We start from the raw sequence: 20,846 nt of genomic DNA, 5'->3' as shown, positions 1-20,846 counted from the left end.
GTCCCCTCGACTGGGGGCGGGCGCTTCAGCGCCTCGGCACGGCCGGTTCGGGGAGGGTGCGGAACAGCAGCCAACTCAGCGCGGGCATCAGGATCAGCGGAGCGAGGGCAACCTGGAGGGAGACCGCGTCGGCGACACCACCGATCAGTGGGCTGACCAGGCCGCCGACGCTGACGGTCAGGCCCAGTGTGATGCCACTCGCGGTACCGACGCGGGTCGGGAGGTAGTCCTGGCCAAGGGTGATCTGCAGCGAGAACGGGATGTAGAGCCCGGCCGAGGTGAGCGCCACGAAGAGATAGAACGCCGGCCCGGGGACAAGCACCACCCCCGCGACGGCGGCGACGCTCACCAGGTACGACCAGCGCACGACGGTGACTCGGTCCCAGCGGCCGGCCAGGTTGCCCCCGAGCACCGTACCCACCGCTCCACCGAGGTAGAGCACCACCAGCGCCGCCGTTCCCGCCGAGGTCCCCCCGCCGGTGCGCTGCGGCGCGTAGAGCGCCAGGAATGTACTCAGACCGGTGAAGGCGATGGAGCGGCAGACCACGGCCAGCGACAGCCGGCCGAACGAGGCCCTGTCGTCGGTCCCGATCCACCGCGGGGTATCGGGACCGGCCCCCGTCGTCGGGCGCAGCGCGCGAAGGACGGGCAGGCACAGCACGCTGCCCGCAAGGGCCGGCACCACGAGCAGCGGGGTGAGTCGCAGACCGCCGCTGGCGACGACGGCGGCGACCAGAATGGGCGCGACGGCGAAGCCGAGGTTGCCGCCGAGGGAGAACCAACCCATCCCGGTGTGGCTTCCGCCGCTGGCGATCCGCGCGACCCGGGCGGACTCGGGATGGTACGCCGCGACTCCGATCCCCGAGACGGCCACGAACGCCAGCGTCAACGGGTACGAACCGGTGATCCCGCTGCACGCGATTCCCAGTCCGCCCAGGATCGTGCTCAGTGGCAACAGCCAGGGCATTGCCCACCGGTCCGTCAGCGCACCGAACAGCGGTTGCGCCACCGAGGAGAGCAGCGACGCGGCGAGCACCACGCCGGAGGCCGCCGCGTAGGTGTAGGCACGCTCGGCGACGAAGAACGGTACGAGCGCGGCCACGGCACCCTGGTAGACGTCCACGCAACCATGCCCGACGGACAGCAGGATGATCGTTCTGTTTCTCCGCACGCCGCCATGCTCGCCGCTTCCGGACCTGTCGGGCTTCCGATAACCTGCCAACCAATGACGAGAATCCGCCACCGGCCGGTGGCACCGACTCGCGCCCAGCGGCTGGCGTCCGGGTCCGTGATCGACGTGCACCGCCACGACGACCATCAGATCGTCTACGCCGCCCGTGGCGTGCTGGCCATCACCACCGACGCGGGTGCCTGGGTCGTCCCCGCCAGCCGCGCCATCTGGGTGCCCGCCGGCACCGCGCACGCCCACGAGGCCCACGGTGCACTTGAACTGCACCTGATCGGCCTGCCCGCTAGCGAGGACCCGCTGAATCTGACGGAGCCGACAGTGCTGGCCGTCGGGCCGCTGCTGCGTGAGCTGATCCTCGCCTACACCCGCGCTCCCCGGGATGACAGCCCCGCGCGTGCGCGGCTGCGCGCCGTTCTGCTCGACCAGTTGCGGTCCTCGGCCACGCAGCCCGTGCGCCTGCCCACGCCCACCGAGCCCCGATTGAGGGCACTTTGCGCGATCCTGCACGCCGACCCGGCCGACAACCGCACCCTGGCCGCGCTCGGCAGGCAGGTCGGCGGGAGTGACCGTACGCTGTCCCGCCTGTTCCGCTCCGACCTCGGCATGACCTTCCCGCAGTGGCGTACCCAGCTGCGGCTGCACCGCGCTCTGGTGATGCTGGCCGAGGATGTTCCGGTCACCGCCGTGGCGCACCAGTGTGGATGGTCCTCGGCCAGCGCGTTCATCGACGTCTTCCGGCGCGCCTTCGGGCACACCCCGGGCAGACACGAACGCCGGTAGCACTGACGGCCACCGCCCTCTCCAGGACCCGGCGGGTCGGCTAGCGGACATCCACCGGGCCGGATCACGACAGCGCCCCGGCACCCGTCGGCGCAGGCTGGCCGGGATCTGTGCCGACCGTCGGCACCCGGAGGAGGCTCGCGGCCCATGGGCGTACCCCGCGCGGGGACGGCGGTGCTCGCCGGTGGTCTCGCGATACTGCTGATGGTCACCACGGTTGGATGCAGACGGTCACGTCCGTCACCGAAGCCGACCAGCGGCACGGCGACGGTCGGACTGACAGTCAGTGCCGGGCAACCGTCGTACCGGGTGGGTGAGCAGATCAGTATGCGCCTCAAACTGGTCAACAATCGCGACGCCGAGTGCCAACTCAGTCGGGTGCCGGACGGGGCGGTGACGGTCATGTCGTTGACCCGCGACGGCACGGCGGTGGCACCCGCGGTCGGTGGCGCCGCCTACTACCGGGACTTCACCGCGTACCTCGTCGAGAACCTGGTGAAGGTGCCGCCGCGCGGGTCGGTGGAGCTGACGCTGGGCAGCGACCCGCAGAGCCCGGTCGGCGCGGCGCTGACCACCAGCGCGCCGGACGGGCGGGGTGGGGCCACCATCACCTGGTGGCCGGTCGACCAACCGGGGGCGTACCGGCTGGTGCTGGGCTACCTGCGAGCGCCGCTGCGCGGTGTGCCGGCGGATGCCTGCGCCGCGACGGCCGAGCAGGGCACCGTCGCGTTCGAGGTGAGAGGCGGGTGACAGGGTTGCGGAGCCCGGTGCGAATGGGCGTCGTGCTGGCGGGCGTCCTGGTGCTGATCGCCCCACAGGCGGCATCCGCGGTGGTCAGCGTCAACGCCGACCTGCAAACGGAGTACGCGGGCTGCGTCGGACAGATCCGCGGCTCCGGCAACGGTGCGGTGCTCGACGAGTTGGAGCGCTCCGGCAAGCAGATCAAGGTGCGCAGACCCATCTTCGGCTCGGAGAGCAGCACCACGACGTACGTCCCGGGTAGTGACGTGCAGATCAACTGGGTGCCGGAGAACGACGGGCGGGCGCTGCCGGAGGAGGGCGCGGGCTTCACCGAGGACCAGTGCGCCACCCTCATCCACGAGATGAACCACGCCCTCGATGAGGTGAACGACACCGACCGGGGCCAGTTCTGCACGCAGGGCGGCCAACAGGCCAGCACCGTGGACCCCGCCGAGGTGCACGCGGTGCTGGCGGAGAACGCGTACCGCAAGGCGGTCGGTGTGCCACTGCGCACGACGTACAGCGGAATGAAGCTGCCGTCGAACGGCAAGGACTGCGACAAGCCCAGGCCCCGACCACCCGGCGGTGGTGGTTGTTCGATCTCGGTGATCGGCAAGGGTTACCGGTGCGCGAACAGCAACGGCGACCCGCACCTGCTCACCTACGACGGTCTGCGGTACGACTTCCAGGCCGCCGGGGAGTTCGTGCTGACCCGCTCGACGACAGACGACTTCGAGGTCCAGGTACGACAGACGATGTTCCCGGCCAGTTCGGTGGTGGCCGTCAACTCGGCCGTCGCGGCGCGGGTGGCCGGTGACCGGGTCGGCGTGTACGTCACACCCGACGGCCCGGCGGTCCGGGTGAACGGTGCCGCGCCGGTGTCCGCGCCCGACGGGGTGAAGCTGCCGCGCGGTGGCACCGTCACCGCCTGGGGAGACGGCACTGTGACAGTGGAGTGGCCGGGGGGCGCTCGGCTGACCGCACAGCCGATCGGGGTGTGGGGGCTGAGCGTGAGCGTCAGCGCGCCCACCGCCCGGGCCGGGACGCTGGAGGGTCTGCTCGGCGACCATGACGGTGACCCCGGCGACGACCTGACCGTCCGTGGCGGGAAGCGGGTAACGCAGCCGCCCACGTTCGAGGCGCTGTACCCCGGCTTCGCCGACAGTTGGCGTGCCGAGGCGCAACGGTCGCTGTTCGACTACGAGCCGGGGCAGAACACCGGCACGTTCACCGACCGGCGGTTCCCGGACCGGCTGACCACCGTCGATGACCTACCCAACCGGGCCACCGCCGAACTCATCTGCCGGCGAGCCGGTGTCACCGATCCGCAGATCTTCGCCGACTGTGTGCTCGACGTCGGCCTCACCGGGCAGGTGGCGTTCGCCGAGGACGCCGCCCGCGCGCAGCGCGACGCGCCCGCCGCCGGTGACGTCGACCTGGCAGTGACCCGGGCCGGCGCCACGGCCGCGATGAAGGTGCCGGGCCGGGCCGGTCAGAAGATCTTCGTGGAGGTGCCCGCCGCCACGGTGCCGGATCGCTGCGGGGTGTTGCTGCTGCTCGACCCGCAGGGCCGTCAACTGGCGACCGGCTGCGTCATCTCCGGCATCGGCTTCATCGACACGACCACGTTGACCACCACCGGCGACCATCAGGTGGTACTCGACCCGTGGGATGCCGACCTCGGTCGAGCGACGGTACGGGTCGTTGCGGTCACCGACGAGGCGAAGACGCTCACGCTGGACGGGCCCGCGGTCCGGGCGACGCTCGCCCAACCGGGCGCGGTCAGCCGCCTGTCCTTCGACGGCCGCGCCGGTCAGAAGGTATTCCTCCAGGTCACCGACGCGACAGTGCCGGATCGGTGCAACCTGCTGCGCCTGCGCGACCCGGCCGGTGACCAGGTGACCAGCGGCTGCGTGATCGGCGGTCAGGGACATGTCGACGGGTTCGTCCTGCCGGCCACCGGCCGGTACGTGCTGGAGGTCGACGGGACCTCCACCGACACCGGCTCGGCGGACGTGCGGTTGCGCGACGCCACCGACGAGCAGCGGGATACCGTCGCTGATGGACGGGCCAACACCCTGTCGGTCAGCCGCCCCGGTGCGGTGAGCCGTCTGCGGCTTCCCGCCGACAGCGGCAAGCGCCTCACCGTCGAGGTGAGCGGCGCCAGCCTTCCCGACCGGTGCGCGATTCTGACCGTCACCGGCCCGGGGGGCGAGGTGCTGGGCAGCGGCTGTGTCATTGGCGGTGCCGGGCGGTTCGACGTGGGACCACTGCCCACCGGTGGCACCTACACGCTCGTGCTGGACCCGTGGGCCGACGAGACCGGGTCGGCGACGATCACCGTCCGCCAGGTCGGTTGAACCTGCCGTCCGCCGGCCACCCCGCCAGCCCGTCCCCGACCGGGCATCGGTCGGGGACGGGCCGTTGAGCGTCCTTCGCGCGTGGCAGTGACCTGTCGCTGTGGTCGACGCCCAGGTCACCCGGCGCTAGGCGACCCCGCTGCGCCACCGGTCACAGGTGTCGGTGGCCCAGGCCGGCTGGTCGACGCAGGAGCGGAACCGGACCGTGCGCCCCTCACCGAAATTGTGGTTCCACTGGGAGCAGTCACCGCTGCTTCCCGGGTTGTAGTGCGAGCCGGTCTGTAGGGATCCGTCGATGCGGACGTACTCGAACGCGACGTACGAGATGAGGCCGTCCGAGGACGTGTCGCAGTTCTCGAACTTGTCTCCGTAGCTGATGAACCGCGACGACGAGCCCGTGACCTCGGACACCGCGTCGGTCCCGGCGTATGCGCTGGTCCCGGTCGCGAGAATCGTCGCCGTCGCGGCGACGGCTACCACACTGAGCTTCCCAAGCGTCCTCATGCGACACCCACCGCCCAGTTGCTGCAGGGATCCGGGATGATTCCCGGCATGTCGAGGCAGGCACGGAAGGTGACGCTGCGGCCCTCGCCGAAGTTGTGGTCGTACGAGGCGCAGGTCCCGCTTCCGAGGCCGTTGTACTCGAGGTCGCGCTGGACAGTGCCGTCCTTGCGGATGTACTTGTACTCGTTGTAGACGTTCAACCCGTCGGTCTCGGTGTCGCAGACCGAGAATGAGTCGCCGTAACTGGTGAACGTCACCTTCGCGCCGGACACCGTGGCAACCCGGTCGGTGCCGGCCTGTGCGATGCCGCCCGTGCCCACCAGGACCGCCGCGGTCGTGGCGACGACGACGAGTGGTCGTTTCAGCCATCCCATGTCGTTCTCCTCCATCTCGTTGGCAGCCCGTCCTGGGCTGTCCCGATCGACTATCGGCGTCGGGTCTGGGGACGGTCTGGGACGGACCTGGTATCCGCTGGTGGAACCGGGGTAAGACAGAAACGGCGCCTGGGTGAGGAGATGCGGGTGGCGGTGCGATTCGGTTTGCTCGGTGACGTAGTGGCGACAGTCGACGACCGCCCGGTCGCCCTCGGGCATGCCCGACAGCAATGCGTCCTGGCCGCGCTGCTCGTCGACGTCAACCGGGCGGTCTCCGTCGACCAGCTCATCGACCGGGTCTGGGGCGAGAGCCCACCGCAACGCGCCCGCGACACCCTCTACGGCTACCTGTACCGCTTGCGCCGCAACCTGGCCGACGTTCCCGACGCGACGATCACGCGCCGATCCGGTGGCTACCTGCTGGCTGCCGACGAGATGGCGGTGGACCTGCACCGCTTCCGCCAGCTGCGTGACGAGGCCCGCGCCGAGCGGTCCGAGGACGACCGCCTCGCCCTGTTCGACAAGGCACTCGGCCTCTGGCGCGGTGACCCGTTCTCCGGGCTGGACGCGTTCTGGCTCGACACCGTGCGGACGGATCTGGAGCAGGAGAAGCTGACAGCGGAACTCGAACGCATCGATGCTGCACTGCGGGTCGGCCACCACGACGAGGTTCTGGCGGACCTGTCGCGGCTCGTGCCCGGGCAACCGTTGAACGAGCGCCTGGCCGGCCAGATGTTGCTCGCGCTCTCCGGCGCCGGCCGCTCGGCCGAGGCGCTGGAGCACTACCGGCGTTTTCGGGACCTGTTGGTCGAGGAACTTGGCGTGGAGCCGAGCCCGCATCTCCAGCAGTTGCACCTGTCGATCCTGGCGCCGGATGTCGCGGCGGACACGCCTCAGACCGGGTCACCTGTCCCCCGACAGCTGCCCATGCCGTCCGGGTCGTTCACCGGCCGGTCCGACGATCTGGCGCAGCTCGACGCGGCCCTGCTGACGAGCGGTGAAACGACCGGTACCGCGGTGGCCGTGAGCGGCACCGGCGGAATCGGCAAGACCTGGCTCGCGCTGCACTGGGCGGCCACCCACCTCGACCGGTACCCGGACGGTCAACTCTTCGTCAACCTCAGCGGCTTTCACCCCACCGAACCGCCGATGACCCCGGCTGGCGCGGTACGCGCGATTCTGGACGCGCTCGACGTCGCCCCGAACGCTGTGCCGGCCGATCTCGACTCCCAGATCGGCTTGTATCGGAGCCTGGTGGCCGACCGACGGATGCTGATCGTGCTGGACGACGCCCGGGACCCCGATCAGGTCCGCCCGCTGCTGCCCGGCTCGGCCAGTTGCGCGGTAGTGGTGACCAGCCGGAATCAGATGTCGGGCCTGGTGGCGACCGAAGGGCTCCGTCCTCTGCCGCTCGGCTGTCTGAGCCGGGACGAGGCCCTTCACCTCCTCGCCGGCCGGCTCGGCCGGGATCGGCTCTCGACGGAGGCTGACGCGGCGGGCAGCATCGTCGGGGCTTGCGCCGGCCTGCCGCTCGCCCTGTCGATCGTGGCGGCCCGGGCCGCCACGAATCCGGCCCTGTCACTTCGCGACCTGGCCAACGAACTCGCCGACCAACACCATGGGTTGGACGCCCTGGCCGACCGCGACGCCGTTGCCGACGTGCGGTCGGTCATCGCCGCGTCCTATCGGGCGCTCAGCGCGCCGGCGGCAGCGCTGTTCCGCCTGTTCGCTCTGTACGCCGGCCCGGACGTCAGCCTGCCGGCGGTGGCCAGCCTTGTCGGGCTTCCCGCCCAGCAGGTACGTGAACCGCTCGACGAGCTGCTCGGGGCCCACCTGGTGGACCTGACCGGTCCGGATCGTTACGCGTGCCACGACCTGCTGCGGGCGTACGCCGGCGAGCTGCTGGACGACAGCGAACGGGCATCCGCGATGCGCCGGCTGTACGACCACTGGCTGAACGGGGCTCACGCTGCCGCGTTGACGATCGAGCCGCATCGGGACCGCATCGATCTGCCGCCGACGGCCGCCGGGACAGCCGTCGCGTCGTTCACCGACAGCGAGCAGGCACAGCTGTGGCTCGACGCGGAACGGCTCGTGCTCCTCGCCGCGATCGACCAGGCAGTCGAATCCGGCTTGGACGGTCACGCCTGGCGGCTGGCCTGGGCCGTCGCGACCTACCTCAGCAGGCTGTCCCGGTGGACGGATCTGGCCTCGGCCCAGCGCACCGCAGTGACCGCGGCGCGACGGGCGGGTGACCTCGTCGGGGAGGCACACGGCCACCGCGATCTCGGCCTGGCGCTGCACCAGCTCGGCGAGGTGACCAACGGGCTGGACCACCTTCGGCGCGCCGGCGAGCTGTTCGGGCGGCTTGGCGACCGCGCCGGCGAGGCGTACGTCGCGCTCTACCTGGGCTGGGTGCACGAGGGGCAGGGTCAGCACCGGCAGGCGCTGGAGTGCGACGAGCGGGCCCTCGTCCTCTTCGGCGAGGTCGGCCACCTGGTCGGACGGGCGAAGGCCCTCAACGCCATCGGCTGGGATCACGCCCGCCTTGGCGACCATCACCGGGCCGCCGACCACTGCCGGCGGGCCCTCGCTCTGCACGAGGAGGTAGGCAACCGGACCGGGGCGGCCAAGACCTGGGACAGCCTCGGCTACGTCCACCACCAGCGGGGTGACTCCGCTGAGGCCTGCGCCTGCTATCGGAGGGCGCTGGAGCTCTACGAGCAGTCGGATGACCGGTGGGGCGTGGCCGAGACGTTGACCCGGCTGGGCGACGTCCTGCACGACGCGGGTGACGTCGAGGCGGCCCGGGGCAACTGGCTGCGGGCATTGCGCCAGCTCACCGAGGACAATCCGGTGGAGATCGCCGAGCTGCGCCGTCGACTCGACGGCGTCGGCCCGCCGTGACACCCCGACCGCGGATCGGGAGGTGGCACGTGGTGGTCCGGTCGACCAGACGAACGGGTCGGCCGGACCACCACTGTGGTGTCAGCCGGTGCTACAGATGGTGCCGTTGAGGGTGAACGCCGTGGGCAGCACGTTCGGCCCGCCGTACGCGCCGACGAAGCCGGCGCTCACGGTGCCGCCGGCGGCGATCTGCCGGTTGTCGGTGGTGGGCGTGACCCGTACCCCGGTGCCGACCTGCTCCCAGGTGGCGCTCCAACCACTGCTCACCTGTTGCCAGCCGGTGGGCCAGGTCCAGGTGAGCGTCCAGCCGTTGATCGGGCTGGACCCGTTGTTGATGATCTCGACGCCACCGATGTAGCCGTTGCCCCAGTCGTTGTTGGCGCTGAAGCGGACGGTGCACGCACTCGCGGCGGGGCTGCCGGTGGCGAAGGTGAGCGGCGGTGAGGCCCAGGAGACCCGTCCGGCGGTGTCGCGGGCCAGCACGTTGACTGTGTACCTGCTGCCCGGCACGAGGTTGTCGACGGTGAACGAGGTGGTCGTCGTCTCGCCGACCTGCTCGCTGACGGCGCCGTGCTGCCGGTGCACCTCGTACTTGGCGATCGGGTCGGCGCCCGGGGTGGACCCCGGCCAGGTGATCGTCGCGGCGCGGTCGGTGACACCGCTCGCGGTCGGCTGCCCGGGTGCGGCCGGCCGGCCGGCTGCCGCGCCGGCCGGGCGCAGCACCAGCGTTGTCAACGAGTACGCCGGCAGGGTCCGGCTGGTCGCCGAGCCGGACTGGCTGGTGACGATGCCGGTGGCGCCGTTGGTGAGGGTGGACACCGTCGGCGCGACGGCCGACGGGGTGAACCCGGCGTAGTCGATGGTGACCGGGTGGTCGTTGTCCGGGTCCTTGTTCAGCAACAGCACGGCGAGTTCCCCGTTGCTCCGGCGGACGGCGTGGGCGGTGACCAGGGGCTCGTCGGTGCCGGCGCGAACGAACTGGTCGCCGGTCTTCGCGAAGAGCTTCATCATGCTCAGCCCGTGGTACGGCGCGAACGGTGTGTTCAGCGACGGTTGGCAGACCGAGCCGTCCTCGGTGCAGGCCCCACTGGAGAGCATCCCGAAGTCGCCGTAGTCGGTCTGACCGGCCACCTGCGTCACGGTGCCCATGCCGTTGTGCACGTTCCACCAGTGGGCGGTGAAGACGCCGTTCTCCAGCAGACCGCTGTAGACGTCGGCAAGGAACAGCGCTGCCGGTTGGGTGTTCCGGCCGGCGTCGACGTTCAGCTCCGTGAAGCTGATGCCGATCCGGTCGGCGTTCGGGCCGGTGTACCGGGAGAGCTGCTGCCGCAGCAGGTAGTTGGCGTCGGGGAGGTGGTTGACGCGGGCCAGCGACTCGGCGGCGGTGCCGCCCGGGTACCAGTGCACGTCCACGAAGTCGATCTTCGGGCCGGCGATGGAGAGCACTGTCTGGTTCCAGGGGCCGGGTCGCTGCCGGCGGTGATCCCGTCCGGCCAGTTGCCGGGCATTGTCAGCACCGCTCCGACCTTGATGGTGGGGTCGACCGCCTTCATCGCGTCGGCGTACTCGACGACAAGCCTCGCGTACTGTGTCGCGCTCTTGTCGGGGTGGTCGTCGGCCTCCCACGCGGACCCGTAGTGGCCGTTGCCGTAGTTCTCGTTGCCGACGGTCCAGTAACGCGCGTCGTAGCCCTTCGTCACGTTGGCGTACCGCACCCAGTCGGCGGCCTCGGCGGGCGTACCGGTGCCGTAGTTCGCGATGATCATCGGCTGCGCGCCGACGCGCCGGACGGCCGCCATGAAGGTGTCGAAGTCGGTCCCCGGCGCTACGTAACCGCCGGGCGCTGTGTGGTCCTTCCAGTGGTAGATGTCGGCGAACGAGCCGCCGGGGTAGCGCATCATCTGCACGCCGGCATCTTTGAGCAGGTCCGACGTCTCGGCGGTGCCGAGGTTCGAGTCCCAGATGGCGTGGTTGACGCCGAGAGCGGTGTCCGGCACTGTCGCCAGTCCCGCGCGGGTGTTGACGGTCACGGTGACCGGGTCGGCCGCCGCGCTGGCGGTCGGTGGGTTGACGCCCGCGAGCGCACTCGCGGCGAGCAGCAGGCCCGCCAGGAGTGCTGCTCGGGTCTTCGGTTTACGCATGGGCGGGGTTCCTTAGCGCAGATGGGCCGCCCGACCGGTCAGGGTGCGACCCGGGGACGGGCGATCTCGTGGACGGCAGACTCTGGTTGGTCCATCGCTCGTATCGCCGTCCCCCGGAGATCACATCTGGATCCCGGCTGCCCAGTGGACGGACGTCAGCCCCGCGCGCGGCTCTTCATCGACATACCACAATGGCACTGTCGGTTCGACAATCTCAAGGTGCGTCAGGCGTCGTCTTCGCCGCGCTCGCCGCGCCCTGAACGACGCCCCCGGACACTCACGGCAGCCACCAGAGTGACGACCGCGGCGACCAGTTGCAGCACACCGACGAGCAGATCGACTACGCCGGACATGGCGATAGCGTCTGGCAGATGGGTCATGAGACGGCCTCCGGGTTCGTGCCCACCGTCCGCTTCCTGCGGAAGGCCCTCCCCCGGGCCCAGCGGTGACCGCTTGAGCGCCGCCCTCATTGTGGCACCCACTCTCCACCGAGCGGAAGGCGTCAACGCTCGACATGAGATCGACAGACGTCATACGTTACAGCTTGACGAACAGGATGTTATCGCTCACAGTCGATGCGAGGCGATCAGCGTCAGTGGCTCACCGGGAGGCCCCCTCGCTGGTCTGACCTCGATGGTCAGGACGCCCCTGGGCAGGTGGACGTCGCATCAGGATTTGTCAGCAGCCGCCGGTGACGCGCGGCGGACGCCGTGCGCCTCGGGACCGCCCGGGTGCCGTCGTCGACCGCCTGCGCCAGGCTGCCGCCGGGTCCCCCGACTCACGACAAGAGGAACCGCCGATGAGATCAAGGATCGCACTGTTGGCCGCCGCGCTGGCGACGGCCCTGGCCACGATGACGGCCGTGGTCACTGTCGCCACCCCGGCGTCGGCCGCGTCGCTCACCCAGGTGACCAACTTCGGCGCCAACCCGACGAACCTCCAGATGCACCTGTACGTGCCGGACCGGGTCGCGGCCCAGCCGGCCCTGCTCCTCGCCCTGCACTACTGCACCGGCAGTGGTCCGGCGGTGCACAGCGGCTTCGGGCTGAGCACCCTCGCCGACCGCTACGGCTTCATCGTGATCTACCCGTCGGTGACCCGGAGCAGCAAGTGTTGGGACGTCTCGTCGCCGCAGGCACTGCGGCGCGACGGCGGCAGCGATCCGGTCGGCCTCAAGTCCATGGTCGACCACGTCCGGAGCCGCTACCCGGTCGACGCCAACCGGATCGGTGTGGGCGGGTTCTCCTCCGGAGCCATGATGACGAACGTCATGGTCGGCCTCTACCCGGACCTGTTCCACGCCGGGTTCAGCTCCTCCGGGGTCCCGTTCGGGTGCTTCGCCACCACCAACGGCGCGGAGTGGAACAGCGAGTGCTCCGGCGGACGCATCGTCAGGACCGGGCAGCAGTGGGGTGACCTGGTCCGCAACGCCTACCCCGGTTACTCCGGCAAGCGTCCCCGCTTCCAGATCTGGCACGGCACCACCGACACCACGCTGAGCTACGTCAACTTCGGCGAGCAGATCAAGCAGTGGACCAACGTGCAGGGCGTGTCGCAGACCCCCAGCTTCACCGACTCCCCGCAGACCAGCGCCACCCGTACCCGGTACGGGGGCACCGGCGGCACGGCGCCCGTCGAAGCGATCAGCTTCCAGGGGTACGGCCACTCCATCCCGTTCGACGCCGCGCAGGCCATCCGGTTCCTCGGCTTCGACGCCACGAGCGCCACCACCCCACCACCCGGCGGCACGTCGGCGCCGCTGCGCAACACCGGCGCCAACCGCTGCCTCGACGTTCCGTCGCGGTCGCAGACCAACGGCACGCAGCTGACGTTGTGGGACTGCAACGGCGGCACCAACCAGCAGTGGAACGTCAACACCGATGGCACTGTGACCGGCATGCAGTCCGGCCTGTGCCTGACGCCCAACGCCGCCGCAACCGCCAACGGCACCCCCGCGGTTCTGTCGAGCTGCAACGGCTCGAACAGCCAGCGGTGGTCCCGAAACTGACGCGCTGACCGACGACTCGGCGTACCCCGCCGGTCGCTCGTGCGGGTGGCGTCCCGCTGCTCGGGCCCGGACTCCGAACAGCGGGACGCGACCCGGCGGCCAGGGTTGGGGCCGACGGTCGCCATCAGGGCGGCCCAGGTGCGGACTCCTGCCCATCGGCGTCCGCTGGGCAGGTGAGCGAAACCGGTTGTCGGCGCACGACTTTCCGGCTGCTGCGGTGCCCTGGAATCCCGGTGGCCGTTCATGCCTCGGCCGCGTGGCGCGCGGGTCGCCCGTTGGTGGTCTCGGGCCGTCTCGCGCCGGCCACGTGCCACCCGCCCCACGCCACGATCGTCGTCCAGCACCCCTCGGGCCAATGGCGACAGCTCCGTCACAGCGACCCGAAGTCGGTCGAGGATCGACGACTGTCCGTCACGTTAGCGTTAACAGTGAGCGATTGTCCATAGACAACGATCTTCGTTTGCTGGTCGGGGCGGTTCGCGGGTACGCCGACGACAGTCGTGAGCGCGGGCGGAATAGCCTTGCGGCATGCGGGGACGATTCGGCGCGGCCAGACGGTGGTACGGGGAGCACCGGCGGTTGGTCCGCCGTACGGTCCTCGCGCTCGCGGTGGGGATCGTGGTCCTGACCGGCGGCACGGTGGCCAGCGTGACGTGGATCCGCGACACAGCGGAGGGCCACCTCTACGGTGAGGCCGAAGTGCCGGACGCCCCGGTCGCCCTGGTCCTGGGCACCAAGGTGGACGCCGACGGCACTCCCTCACCCGTCCTCACCGCCCGGTTGGAGATCGCGCGGCGGCTGTTCGACGCCGGCAAGGTGCGGGCGATCCTCGTGTCGGGCGACAACATGAACGCCGACTACAACGAGCCCGCCGCGATGCGGAACTGGCTGGTGGAACGGGGTGTGCCAGCGCACAAGGTGGTGCCGGACTACGCGGGCTTCGACACGTACGACTCGTGTGCGCGCGCTGAGCGGATCTTCGGGGTGCGGCAAGCCACTGTGGTGACCCAGACCTTCCACCTTCCGCGTGCCGTGGCGCTGTGTCGGCGCCTCGGCATCGACGCCAACGGCGTGGGCGACGACAGCGCGAAGCGGTACGCCCAGACGTGGTGGTTCAGTTCGTCCCGGGAGAACGGCGCGTGCGTGAAGGCAGCGCTGGAACTGCTCTCCGGCCGGGACCCGGCGCATCTCGGCCGCCGGGAGACGGGCGTCGACGACGCTCTGCGCGTCGGCTGAGGGAGGTCAGGACCGCGGTCGTGAGGCGCTGTCGCGGACGATGAGCTCGGTGGCGAGTTCGACCCGGGGGCTCTCGGTCCTCTCGCCGCTGGCGAGGCGCAGCACGGTCCGCGCGGCCAGCATGCCCATCTCGGCCAGGGGTTGCCGGACGGTGGTCAGCGGTGGCGAGCACCAGCGCACCTCCGGCAGATCGTCGAAGCCGACCACGCTGACGTCGTCGGGCACCCGCAGACCCCGTTTACGCACCGCCTCGTAGACGCCGAGCGCCATCTGATCGCTGGAGGCGCAGATGGCGGTGGGCGGGTCGGGCAGGGCCAGCAGTTGCGTACCCGCGGTGAAGCCGGCCTCGTGGTAGAAGTTGCCGGGGCGGATCAGTGCGTCGTCGACGGGGATCCCGGCCGCGCCGAGGGCGGCCCGGTAGCCGTCCATCCGGGCCCTGCTGCACATCAGGTGCGGCGGGCCGGCGATGAAGCCGATGCGGCGGTGGCCGAGGCTGATCAGGTACTGGTTGGCGCTGAGGCTGCCCGCCCAGTTGGTGGCGCCGATGGTGGGTGACTCCTGCGGGTCGACCCCGGCCGGGTCGATGATGACGACAGGCAGGTGGAGCCGGCGCAACTCGGCCTGCAACGGTGGGTTCACCATCGAGGTCACGAAGATGATTCCCTCGGTGGAGCGCGTACGCATGTTGTCGAGCCACTGCTTGGCCGAGGAGATGCGCCAGTGGATGGCCGACACGACGGTGCCGACGCCACTGGTCTGGCCGACGTCCTCCACCCCACGGATGATCTCCACGGCCCACGGGCTGTCCAGGTCGTTGAAGACCAGGTCGATGAGGGCGGCGTCGGTACGCCGGGACGGTGAGCGGCGGCGGTAGCCATGCCTGTTGAGGAGCGCCTCGACGCGCTCCCGGGTGTCGGGGGCGACGTCGGAGCGGCCGTTGATGACCCGGGAGACGGTGGGCACGGAGACTCCGGCCAACCGCGCGATCATGGCGATGGTGACGTTTCGGCCGTTCTCCGTGCCCACGGTCCCCCCTGCGGAGCTATGGATCTCCGAAACTTTCAATGCTTCGCCGGTAATGCTGATCGATGGCCGGCACGCTACGAGCTGTTGTCCCAGCGGTCAAGACCTCTGTCCTATTGCGAAAAGACCGGCTAGCGTAAGCAGGGCTTCCAGTGATCCGGGACGATGATTTTCCGGAAGTTTCAGACAGCCCGTCCAGAGGAGTGATCGTGTCGACCGACATCGCTAACGTGGCGACCGCTACCCGGTCGATCCGCAATCCCGTCCTCGCCGGGTTCCACCCGGACCCGTCGATCCTGCGCGTCGGCGACGACTACTACCTGGCCACCTCGACCTTCGAGTGGTATCCGGGCGTGCTCGTGCACCACTCGCGTGATCTGGTGAACTGGCGCAGCCTGGGTGGGATCATCACCGACCGGCGCCTGCTCGATCTGCGTGGATGCGGTGATTCCAACGGGGTGTGGGCACCCGACCTGACGTACCACGACGGTCAGTTCCACCTCGTCTACAGCGACGTGGCCAGCTTCGCCAGCGGCTACTGGGATCCGCAGAACTTCCTGGTCACCGCCGAGGACATCACCGGCCCCTGGTCCGATCCGGTGAAACTGCACGGGCGCGGGTTCGACGCGGCGCTGTTCCACGACGACGACGGCACCACCTGGCTGCTGGGCATGAGCGCGGACTGGCGGCCCGGCCGCGACCGCTTCGGTGGCATCGAGATCCAGCAGTACGACCGGGCCGCTCGCCGTCTGGTCGGCAGCCCCCGCATCCTGTTCACCGGCTCCCCGGTCGGGGTCACCGAGGGTCCGCACCTGTACCGCCACGACGGCTGGTACTGGCTGATCACCGCCGAGGGTGGCACCAGCTGGGAGCACCAGGTCACAGTGGCGCGGTCCCGGGAGCTGTTCGGACCGTACGAGGTGGACCCGGACGGGCCACTGCTCACCTCCTTCGGACGGCCCGACCTGCGGTTGCAGAAGGCGGGTCACGGCAGCCTGGTCCACACGCAGAACGGCGAGTGGTACCTGGCCCACCTTGTTGGCCGCCCGTACTCCCCGCTGGGCAACTGCGTGCTGGGTCGGGAGACAGCGATCCAGCGGGTCGAGTGGCCGTCGGGCGGCTGGCCGCGAATCGCTGGAGGGGTGCCCGCGGACGACGTCATCGCACCCGACCTGCCCGCGCACCCCTGGCCGGCGGAGCCCGAGACGGACCATTTCGACGCCCCCGAGTTGGGCCGGTGCTGGTCGACGCTGCGTCGACCAGCCACCCCGGACTGGGTCGACCTGCACACCCGGCCGTCGTACCTGCGGGTCCACGGCGGGCAGTCGCCGGTGGGTCGACAGGCACCCAGCCTGGTCGGGCGACGCGTCGGCGCACGGGAGTGCTCGCTGGAGACCGTTGTGGAGTTCGAGCCGGCCGACCACCGTCAGCTCGCCGGGATCACCGCCTACTACAACACGCTCAACTGGCACCACCTCTACCTGACCCGGGCCGACGACGGCCGGACGGTGCTGGAACTGCTCAGCTCCGACAATGGGCGGCGCACCGCGTACCCCGAGCTGACAGTCGATGTCGAGGGCGTCACGCGGGTCGGCCTGCGGGCCGTCTTCGACGGGCCGGCGGTGCGCTTCGACTACGACCTCGACGCCGGTTGGCAGCGGCTACCGGTCGAGCTGGACGCGACCATCCTGTCCGACGAGCACGCCGCGCTGATCATCGACGGTGAGCCGGCGGCGTGGGGCTTCACCGGTGCGTTTCTCGGCCTGTGGGTGCAGGACCTGGGCGGCGACGGCGTGCACGCCGACTTCGACCTGGCCACCTACCGGGAACAGTGACCACGCGGACGGCACTCGGCGGGTGCCGTCCGCGTGCCCACTCGTCCTACTTGGCCTGGGCGGCGACGGTCCGGAGCTGGCCGAGGGTGGTGCGGAAACCGTGGCCGGACGCGGCCGGGTCCTCGGCGTTCAGGCCGCTGACGGCCATGGTCTGCGAGCGGGTCGTGGCGACGGCCTCCGCGTCGGACCCGGTCACGTCGAACACGCCGAAGTCGCCGCTGAGCGTCCGGAACGTCGGGGCCGCCGGGTCCTGGGCGAGGTAGAGCACCACTACCTGGCTGGCCTCGAGCTTCGACATGTGCGCCATGTCCGGCACGCCGTCGGGCAGCGGGGCGAGCGTGATGCGCGCCCCGGCCCGCACCGTCGATCCGGTCGTCGCGCGCAGCACCTCGTCGACCCGGAATCCGGCCACCTCGACCTCACCGCGTACCACCAGGTCCGCGGTGTCGCTGAGCTGCCGCACCGTGGCGTACCCGCGCAGCTTGCCCTTGACCGGCGGGGGCGCGACGTCGGTCGGCGTGGCCGCGCTGCTCGGGGCGGCGCTGCTCGGGGCCGCGCTGCTCGGGGCGGCGCTGCTCGGGGCGGCGCTGCTCGGGGCGGCGCTGCTCGGGGCGGGCGCGGCGGCCGGGCCGGCGCCACCGCCGCTGCCGCAGGCGGCCAAGGCCGCGGCAGACAGCACGGCGGCGGCCGTGGCCCGCAGCGACCGGGTACGGCGACTGTCGACTGCCATGGAACGCTCCTCGCGTCTCGGTGCCGTCCCGGGCCGTCTCGCCCGGAACGCGGCACTGCTTACGCCTTCTATCTGTGCGTCCCGGGCACCGAGTTCCATTTTTTTCCGGGCTTCTTTTCTCGGGATGAGCTTTCCGGGGGTCAGCGCCGCTCGCGCGCGACCTGACGAAGCTCGGCCACCGTGGTGACGAACGCGCGACCCGCCGCAGTGGCGTCCTCGGTACGCAGACCGGTCACCGACATCGCCGCTGACCGGCTGGTGGCCGTCTCCCCGGCAAGGTCGAAGATCCCGAACTCGCCGCCGAGCGGGTGGTAGACGCCCGCACCCGGGTCGGCGAGGCCCAGGTAGAGGACCGTCGGTCGGCCGGCCGCCCCGGCCGGCTCCGCGGCCACCATGATCTCGGTGGGCACCGAAGCACCCGGGGCGCGGTAGAGCACCTCCGCTACCCGGTAGACCGCCCGCCCGTCCGTCACCGACGCCACCTCGCCGCGGACCACCAGGTCGGCCGTGTCGGTGAGTTGGCGCACCGTGCCGTACCCACGGCTCTTGGCGGCCGTGCCCGGCTGCGCCGGGCGAGCGGCCGGACTTGTCGCCTCGGGTGACGGGAGCGCGGCCGGGGGCGCGTCGCCGGACCGGGTCGCGAGCCCTCCGCCGATCCCCGCCACGACCACTACCAGCGCGGCCGCCGCGAGCGCGGGCCGCAACGGCACGAAAGCCCTTCTTCGGGTACGCGGCTCCTGCGTGATCGCCGCCAGCAGCCGGCCGCGGTGCAGCTCGTGCCGACCCGCCGGCAGGTCGTGGTCACCGGGGTGAGGGGCGATCTTCGCCCACTCGGCCGGGTCCGGCGCGCTCACTTGCTGCCCTCCCGTACGAGCGAGGCGTCCACTACCGGCGGCCGGGCGGCGCGCGGCGGGGCGTCGACGAGGGTACGGAGTCGGGCGCGGGCCCGCGACAGCCGGGAGCGCACCGTGCCGACCGGAATGCCCAGCGCCTGCGCCGCGGACTCGTAGTCGAGGCCCTCCCACAGGCACAGGGTCAGCACCTCGCGCTCGGGTCGGCGCAGCCGGGCCAGCGCGTCGATGGCGGCGGCGATGCGTCGGCTGTCGTCGAGTCGGCCGGCGACCTCGTCGGCGTGGTCGGGCAGTGTGAAGTCGGAGGCGAGCAGCACGGCGGCGGCCCTGCGGTAGCGACGGTTGCCGCGGGCTTGGTTACGGGCCTCGTTGGTGGCGATGCCGAGCAGCCAGGGCCGCAGCGACCCGCCCTCCTCGGTGACCCGCTCCCGGGAACGCCAGGCTTGCAGATACGTGGCGGCCATGACGTCCTCCGCCGTGGCCCAGTCGGCGGTCAGCCGGAACGCGTGGTTGTACACCGAACGCGCGTACGCGTCGAACAGCTCGGCGAACGCGCCGGGGTCACCGGCTCGCACCCGAGCGCGCAGACTCGACTCCATGACCATCTTCTGTCCGTCGGACGGTGCTGGTTCCGATGGACCGGCCCGTAGATCAGTTAGGGCCCGACGATAGCCACCGGCAGGTACGTCCCGCCAACGACGGGATGAACAGGTGCCGTCACGCCTCGCGGTCGTCGATTGACGAGGAATCGACGTACTGGTATCTGTTAATACAGTTTCCTGATGCTTGGCCCGGCGCGGCGGTTCGGCGCCGTAGGGCACCGCGAACCGACCGGCTGGCGGCACGCCGCCCCTTCCCCGAGGAACACCAATGGTTCACAAGAGAACAGCCGCCTACGTCGTGGGCACCCTGCTGATCGGCGTCGCCGCCGTCGGCTACGGCCTGCCGTCGGCGAGCGCCGCGACCGCCGGCCCGATCACCGGGCTCGGCGGCAAGTGCATCGACGTGGCCGGCGCCAGCTCGGCAAACGGCACGCCCGTCCAGCTCTACGACTGCAACGGCAGCGCGGCCCAGACGTGGACCGTCGGCAACACCGACAACTCGATCCGGGCACTCGGCAAGTGCCTCGACGTGACCGCCGCGTCGACCGCCAACGGCGCCAAGGTGCAGCTGTACGACTGCAACAACACCGCCGCACAGAAGTGGACCGCCAGCAACGGCGCGCTCGTCAACTCCGGCTCCGGCAAGTGCCTCGACGTCACCGACCGGAGCACCGCGAACGGTGCCCGGTTGCAGATCTGGACCTGCGGCGGCACCACGAACCAGCGGTGGACCCTGCCGGGCGGCGGCAGCACCCCCACGCCCACCACCCCGAGCGGAACCAACCTCGACGACCCGGCGAAGAAGATCGTTGCCATGCAGCTCGTCTCGGCCGCGGAGAACTCCTCGCTCGACTGGCGCGCACAGTTCTCCTACATCGAGGACATCGGCGACGGACGCGGCTACACCGCCGGCATCATCGGCTTCTGCTCCGGCACCGGAGACATGCTCGAACTGGTCGAGGCGTACACCCGCACCAAGCCGGGCAACGTGCTCGCCGGCTACCTGCCGGCGCTGCGCAACGTCAACGGCACCCCGTCGCACGCCGGTCTCGACCCCAACTTCCCCCGCGACTGGCGGACCGCGGCCACCGACTCGGTATTCCAGGCCGCCCAGGAGGCCGAACGCGACAGGGTCTACTTCAACCCGTCGGTACGCGACGGCAAGAACGACCAGGTCCGGGCGCTCGGTCAGTTCGCCTACTACGACGCGGCGGTCATGCACGGGTACGAGGGCATGCGCCAGATCCGCAGCCGCGCCCTGAACCGGGCCAAGCCGCCAGCCCAGGGCGGCGACGAGCGGACCTGGCTCAACGCGTTCCTCGACGAGCGGGTCGTCGAGATGAAGAAGGAAGTGGCCCACTCGGACACCTCCCGCGTCGACACCGCCCAGCGGGTGTTCCTCAACAACGGCAACTTCAACCTGAACACGCCGCTGGTGTTCGCCGTCTACGGCGACCAGTTCCGCATCGGCTGAGCGGTTGGCGACGCAGTCGGCTGCTGGCCGACGCCGCCGCCCGGTACAGCCGCCTCGCCCTGGGCTGCTTCGTCGCCGTGACTGTCAGCGG

General features: G+C 70.7%; 16 protein-coding genes and 1 pseudogene. 8 read left to right on the top strand and 9 right to left on the bottom strand.

From position 1 onward, the window contains the following. Nucleotides 1-25: 25 nt before the first annotated feature. A complete protein-coding gene (locus AB0C19_RS05070) occupies nucleotides 26-1,171 on the bottom strand; it encodes an MFS transporter (protein ID WP_357179594.1) in 1,146 nt (381 codons plus the stop codon). A 54-nt stretch (nucleotides 1,172-1,225) separates the two neighbouring features. Between AB0C19_RS05070 and AB0C19_RS05065 the strand changes: the two genes are divergently transcribed. The 3 genes from AB0C19_RS05065 to AB0C19_RS05055 all read left to right on the top strand — a co-directional run bounded on the left by AB0C19_RS05065 (nucleotide 1,226) and on the right by AB0C19_RS05055 (nucleotide 5,070). Next, nucleotides 1,226-1,969 carry a helix-turn-helix transcriptional regulator gene (locus tag AB0C19_RS05065; protein ID WP_357179591.1) on the top strand — a complete coding sequence of 248 codons (744 nt, stop codon included), beginning with the start codon at nucleotides 1,226-1,228 and terminating at the stop codon, nucleotides 1,967-1,969. Nucleotides 1,970-2,116: 147 nt separating this feature from the next. Next, on the top strand, nucleotides 2,117-2,719 hold the full coding sequence (locus tag AB0C19_RS05060) for a hypothetical protein (RefSeq protein ID WP_357179588.1): 603 nt from the start codon (nucleotides 2,117-2,119) through the stop codon (nucleotides 2,717-2,719). Next, on the top strand, nucleotides 2,716-5,070 hold the full coding sequence (locus AB0C19_RS05055) for a VWD domain-containing protein (RefSeq protein WP_357179585.1): 2,355 nt from the start codon (nucleotides 2,716-2,718) through the stop codon (nucleotides 5,068-5,070). Before AB0C19_RS05060 ends, AB0C19_RS05055 begins: the two co-directional genes overlap by 4 nt. A 126-nt stretch (nucleotides 5,071-5,196) precedes the next feature. Here AB0C19_RS05055 and AB0C19_RS05050 read toward each other — a convergent pair whose 3' ends face one another. Together AB0C19_RS05050 and AB0C19_RS05045 are read right to left on the bottom strand one after the other, a co-directional pair. Beyond that, nucleotides 5,197-5,574 (bottom strand): hypothetical protein, encoded by a 378-nt coding sequence (locus AB0C19_RS05050; RefSeq protein ID WP_146766340.1) that lies wholly within the window; start codon nucleotides 5,572-5,574, stop codon nucleotides 5,197-5,199. Further along, a complete protein-coding gene (locus tag AB0C19_RS05045) occupies nucleotides 5,571-5,948 on the bottom strand; it encodes a hypothetical protein (RefSeq protein ID WP_146766342.1) in 378 nt (125 codons plus the stop codon). The genes AB0C19_RS05050 and AB0C19_RS05045 overlap by 4 nt, the downstream gene beginning before the upstream one ends. A 147-nt stretch (nucleotides 5,949-6,095) precedes the next feature. Here AB0C19_RS05045 and AB0C19_RS05040 point away from each other — a divergent pair, with 147 nt between their 5' ends. Further along, nucleotides 6,096-8,855: a BTAD domain-containing putative transcriptional regulator gene (locus AB0C19_RS05040; protein WP_357179581.1), complete on the top strand. Its 2,760-nt coding sequence runs from the start codon at nucleotides 6,096-6,098 to the stop codon at nucleotides 8,853-8,855. 81 nt (nucleotides 8,856-8,936) lie between these two features. Here AB0C19_RS05040 and AB0C19_RS05035 read toward each other — a convergent pair. Beyond that, nucleotides 8,937-10,996 (bottom strand): annotated as a pseudogene (locus AB0C19_RS05035) (cellulose binding domain-containing protein). A gap of 224 nt (nucleotides 10,997-11,220) precedes the next feature. Beyond that, nucleotides 11,221-11,349, bottom strand: a complete 129-nt coding sequence (locus AB0C19_RS05030; protein WP_357179577.1) for a hypothetical protein — start codon at nucleotides 11,347-11,349, stop codon at nucleotides 11,221-11,223. Between the two features lie 446 nt (nucleotides 11,350-11,795). On the opposite strand from AB0C19_RS05030, the gene AB0C19_RS05025 reads away from it, so the two are divergent. Both AB0C19_RS05025 and AB0C19_RS05020 read left to right on the top strand, forming a co-directional pair. Further along, nucleotides 11,796-13,004: a PHB depolymerase family esterase gene (locus AB0C19_RS05025; protein WP_357179574.1), complete on the top strand. Its 1,209-nt coding sequence runs from the start codon at nucleotides 11,796-11,798 to the stop codon at nucleotides 13,002-13,004. A gap of 528 nt (nucleotides 13,005-13,532) precedes the next feature. Continuing rightward, the gene (locus tag AB0C19_RS05020) at nucleotides 13,533-14,240 is read left to right on the top strand and encodes an ElyC/SanA/YdcF family protein (protein WP_357179572.1); all 708 of its coding nucleotides are present in this window, start codon (nucleotides 13,533-13,535) and stop codon (nucleotides 14,238-14,240) included. A gap of 6 nt (nucleotides 14,241-14,246) precedes the next feature. Here AB0C19_RS05020 and AB0C19_RS05015 read toward each other — a convergent pair whose 3' ends face one another. Continuing rightward, nucleotides 14,247-15,266 (bottom strand): LacI family DNA-binding transcriptional regulator, encoded by a 1,020-nt coding sequence (locus AB0C19_RS05015; RefSeq protein ID WP_357179570.1) that lies wholly within the window; start codon nucleotides 15,264-15,266, stop codon nucleotides 14,247-14,249. Nucleotides 15,267-15,472: 206 nt separating this feature from the next. On the opposite strand from AB0C19_RS05015, the gene AB0C19_RS05010 reads away from it, so the two are divergent. Beyond that, the gene (locus tag AB0C19_RS05010; protein WP_357179568.1) at nucleotides 15,473-17,098 is read left to right on the top strand and encodes a glycoside hydrolase family 43 protein; all 1,626 of its coding nucleotides are present in this window, start codon (nucleotides 15,473-15,475) and stop codon (nucleotides 17,096-17,098) included. Between the two features lie 46 nt (nucleotides 17,099-17,144). Here the strand turns inward: AB0C19_RS05010 and AB0C19_RS05005 are convergent, their stop codons facing one another. The 3 genes from AB0C19_RS05005 to AB0C19_RS04995 form a co-directional block, all read right to left on the bottom strand. After that, complete coding sequence (locus tag AB0C19_RS05005) at nucleotides 17,145-17,828, bottom strand: hypothetical protein (RefSeq protein ID WP_357179565.1); 684 nt, start codon at nucleotides 17,826-17,828, stop codon at nucleotides 17,145-17,147. A gap of 140 nt (nucleotides 17,829-17,968) precedes the next feature. After that, nucleotides 17,969-18,682, bottom strand: coding sequence for a hypothetical protein (locus AB0C19_RS05000; protein WP_357179562.1), 714 nt, complete (start codon nucleotides 18,680-18,682; stop codon nucleotides 17,969-17,971). Further along, the gene (locus tag AB0C19_RS04995; protein WP_357179559.1) at nucleotides 18,679-19,278 is read right to left on the bottom strand and encodes a sigma-70 family RNA polymerase sigma factor; all 600 of its coding nucleotides are present in this window, start codon (nucleotides 19,276-19,278) and stop codon (nucleotides 18,679-18,681) included. Before AB0C19_RS04995 ends, AB0C19_RS05000 begins: the two co-directional genes overlap by 4 nt. 271 nt (nucleotides 19,279-19,549) lie before the next feature. Here AB0C19_RS04995 and AB0C19_RS04990 point away from each other — a divergent pair, with 271 nt between their 5' ends. Then, on the top strand, nucleotides 19,550-20,755 hold the full coding sequence (locus AB0C19_RS04990) for a chitosanase (protein ID WP_357179556.1): 1,206 nt from the start codon (nucleotides 19,550-19,552) through the stop codon (nucleotides 20,753-20,755). Nucleotides 20,756-20,846 lie beyond the last annotated feature (91 nt).

This window comes from Micromonospora sp. NPDC048842, from assembly GCF_040649935.1.
Lineage (GTDB): Bacteria > Actinomycetota > Actinomycetes > Mycobacteriales > Micromonosporaceae > Micromonospora > Micromonospora hortensis.
Note: the sequence above shows the minus strand (reverse complement) of the source record. Positions and strands in the feature narration are given on the sequence as shown.

Excerpts from the sequence above, each read along its gene's own strand:
- AB0C19_RS05005 (WP_357179565.1), bottom strand. The coding sequence starts at position 17,828 with ATGGCAGTCGACAGTCGCCGTACCCGGTCGCTGCGGGCCACGGCCGCC.
- AB0C19_RS04990 (WP_357179556.1), top strand. The coding sequence starts at position 19,550 with ATGGTTCACAAGAGAACAGCCGCCTACGTCGTGGGCACCCTGCTGATC.
- AB0C19_RS05045 (WP_146766342.1), bottom strand. The coding sequence starts at position 5,948 with ATGGGATGGCTGAAACGACCACTCGTCGTCGTCGCCACGACCGCGGCG.
- AB0C19_RS05020 (WP_357179572.1), top strand. The coding sequence starts at position 13,533 with ATGCGGGGACGATTCGGCGCGGCCAGACGGTGGTACGGGGAGCACCGG.
- AB0C19_RS04995 (WP_357179559.1), bottom strand. The coding sequence starts at position 19,278 with ATGGAGTCGAGTCTGCGCGCTCGGGTGCGAGCCGGTGACCCCGGCGCG.
- AB0C19_RS05030 (WP_357179577.1), bottom strand. The coding sequence starts at position 11,349 with ATGTCCGGCGTAGTCGATCTGCTCGTCGGTGTGCTGCAACTGGTCGCC.
- AB0C19_RS05050 (WP_146766340.1), bottom strand. The coding sequence starts at position 5,574 with ATGAGGACGCTTGGGAAGCTCAGTGTGGTAGCCGTCGCCGCGACGGCG.
- AB0C19_RS05065 (WP_357179591.1), top strand. The coding sequence starts at position 1,226 with ATGACGAGAATCCGCCACCGGCCGGTGGCACCGACTCGCGCCCAGCGG.
- AB0C19_RS05025 (WP_357179574.1), top strand. The coding sequence starts at position 11,796 with ATGAGATCAAGGATCGCACTGTTGGCCGCCGCGCTGGCGACGGCCCTG.
- AB0C19_RS05060 (WP_357179588.1), top strand. The coding sequence starts at position 2,117 with ATGGGCGTACCCCGCGCGGGGACGGCGGTGCTCGCCGGTGGTCTCGCG.